This window comes from Microcoleus sp. BM001215392 (genome assembly GCF_036700185.1).
Lineage (GTDB): Bacteria > Cyanobacteriota > Cyanobacteriia > Cyanobacteriales > Microcoleaceae > Microcoleus.
On record NZ_JAUBOJ010000583.1, the window covers coordinates 1 to 2,993 of the forward strand.

General features: G+C 44.9%; 3 protein-coding genes. All 3 read right to left on the reverse strand.

Annotation, left to right across the window (positions count from 1 at the left end; translation table 11 throughout):
* Positions 1–63: 63 nt before the first annotated feature.
* Positions 64–831 carry an SDR family NAD(P)-dependent oxidoreductase gene (locus tag QT974_RS32960; RefSeq protein WP_333472573.1) on the reverse strand — a complete coding sequence of 256 codons (768 nt, stop codon included), beginning with the start codon at positions 829–831 and terminating at the stop codon, positions 64–66.
* Positions 832–1,419: 588 nt separating this feature from the next.
* Entirely contained in the window at positions 1,420–2,427 is a 1,008-nt protein-coding gene (locus QT974_RS32965) for an MFS transporter (RefSeq protein WP_333472574.1), read from the reverse strand.
* A 280-nt stretch (positions 2,428–2,707) separates the two neighbouring features.
* The coding region (locus QT974_RS32970) for a hypothetical protein (RefSeq protein ID WP_333472575.1) at positions 2,708–2,993 on the reverse strand (286 nt) is incomplete at its 5' end.

The window sequence follows — 2,993 nt, forward strand, 5'->3', positions numbered from 1 at the left end:
TCAACTGTCAACTGTCAACTGTCAACTGTCAACTGTCAACTGTCAACTATCAACTATCAACTATCAATGAGCTGTATAACCCCCATCAATTACCAATTCTGAACCAGTAACAAACTTCGATTCATCCGACGCCAGATAAAGAATACCGTAAGCAACATCATCAGGTTCACCCATGTGTCCCACCGGATGTAAGCTATCAAGAATTTTCCGTCCTTCAGTCACATCACCTTGTTCGGCCAACAACTTCTCTACCAGCGGTGTCCAGATAAATGCCGGATGAACTGAATTAACCCGAATCTTATTTTTGGCATACAATAGCGCATCTGTTTTGCTCATCAACCGCACTGCTCCCTTTGAGGCATGATAAGGAGGCATATCCGGGCCGCCAACCAATCCGTAAACAGAAGACAAATTAATAATGCTGCCACTTCCAGTTTCTAGCATCGAAATCAAAACGTGTTTAGTACAGAGGAAAACACCATTTACGTTTATTGCCATCAACTCATTCCATTCATCTTCGGCGATTTCGTGGGTGGGTTTATTGATACCAACAATTCCTGCATTGTTCACTAAAATGTCAATTTTGCCCCACTTCTCTCGAACTTCAGACACCACCTGTTTAACGCTCGCTTCTTGTGTAACATTTAGATGCCAGTATTCTGCTTTTCCGCCTTTTTCGGTAATCTCTTCTACCAAACCTCTGCCTTCCTTCTCAGCTATATCTGTTACCGCAACACAGGCTCCTTCTTTCGCCAGCAGCAGACAAGTCGCCCGACCAATTCCCGAAGCGCCACCTGTGACAACCGCGACTTTCCCTTCTACTCTATTCATAAAAACCTCTTCAAGAAATGAGTTAAAACAGTGACATCGCTTACACTAACTTGGCTACAAGTGTGATGTAGCGAAACTAACCAATTCGCCGCTCCATCCCGACACGAACCAGGCTACAGGTATCATGTGGGGATTCTGGCGAATATGCTACGCAAATAGTATAGTGTATCAGGAACCTGTTTGTACCACGTGTGGGTTGAACCAAGCCACAATCACTTGCTGTAACTCAATCAAATTTTGTCGAAGTATGGCATTCGCGCGATCGCCCATGATAGAAAGCGAGAACCAGGGAAATAGCAGAAAACAGTGATTTTACATGGCAATTTTAATTTCAATTAAGAGACTGATGGCACGCTTCTTTGAAAGCTGGTAAACCGCAGATATCCGGCAGGGCGACGTAGATATTTTTGGGTGCATCTGGGTTTGGAAGAGGGCGAAGCATGACCGCATATAAATTATTAGTGATAATTTCATATTTAGTGCGGTCATGCTTCGCCCCTACACATATATTTGCTTGCACACAAACAGACCTATAATGTTAAAAATTTCCAGGAAATTAACGCAATGGACTTGTCATAAAAAAAACTTTTAAAAGCTTTGGTTTGAATCAAAATTTTCCAAGTAATTAGAAGTCAATCTGCCCGCAATATACAGCCTATAAACTACCGAAATATGACTCCACAAGTGATGACTGCCGTTGCGAGCATCAATCCACCCGCTAGACCATAAGTTGTACCTAAACCCGCCCATTGACTCAAAGGTTGACTGACAAATGGTGAAATAAATTGACCTAGTAAAAAGCTGGTGGTAAGTCCGCCCAAAATTCGCCCTCGCAGAGATGCGGGAGTTGATGAGGTCAAACATACGTTCATACATTAACTGCTGAAGATAAAACGGAATCTGCACCGGAATCATGTAAAACACGATTTGAGTAAGCAGTGCAATACCGTAGGTTGTCAGTAGCAGCGTCCACGCGACTGCCTCAGAGGCGATCGCACCCGTTTGTTGAACAGCATCTTGATGGCGATCGCCTTTGGGAAGTACCAGCAAAATCAATGGCAGAATCAACCACGCCATCAGGTAAATTAGAAACGGTTGCCGCCAATTGCGATCGGCAAAATAGCCGCCGAGGGTGAGAAAAATCATGCCGCCGAACCCCATGAAAGCTGCTTGCAATCCCAGGAATTGCGCGCGAGCCGCACTGATGTAATAATCAGCAATCAGCGTGGTTGCAGTCGTCATAATACCTGCCACGCTGAAGCCCAGGAGCATCCGTCCCAGCAAAATTAGTCCAATTCGATCCAACAGAAACCCAGAGCTGCCTGCGAAGCCATAGAGAAACACAGATAAACCGAGCAAGCCTTTGCGCCCAAAGCGATCGATCGCAATTCCGGCAATGGGCGCACCGATCGCAATAAACAAAGCTGGAGCCGTCAACACCAATCTCACCCAATAATCGGCATTAGGAATAGCCGCAAAGTGCTGCCGCATTGCTGGGAGGGAAGGGGCGATTGTGGCTCCCGCCATCACAGTTAGGGTGCTGACTAGCAGCAGGGTTGCTTTAACGAGAAATGTATCAGGGCTGCGCGGTTTCATAGACTATGAGAGGAAATTATCTGCCTTCATCTGTGTGGATCTGCTTGTCATTGGCGATCGGTCTATCAATCAAAAAGGGTGCATCCCTATTTTGTAAGGGCTCTCGCACCTGACGGCAGACAATTTATTAGTAAGAACCAGAGATTTACTGCCGTCAGGTGCGAGAGCCCCTACGAATATATTTGCAAAAATGAGATTCACCCAATCAAAAATTTATGCAACTACTCATCTAATGAATCACTGTAACCCATCTGTTTCGATTTCTGTATGAATGAATGATTTAGGCAATAGGTCTAATGATATTCACCACATCATAAAGACCGTGTTCGTTGTTGGCGTAGCTTTGCCAGTAATTAGTTTCCTTATCAAAACCAGGCTCTTTACCGAGAGATTCAAAATCTCCCTGACTGTTCCAACGAGCTAACAGCGCAACAGTTGATTTATCGGTACTCGGACACATCGACGCCCACTGTAAACCCGGAACCATCTTAATCACATTCGGCATTTCGAGACTAGACTTGAATTGCATAAGTCTTTGATTGATACAGAAACCGCAGATGTCAGAC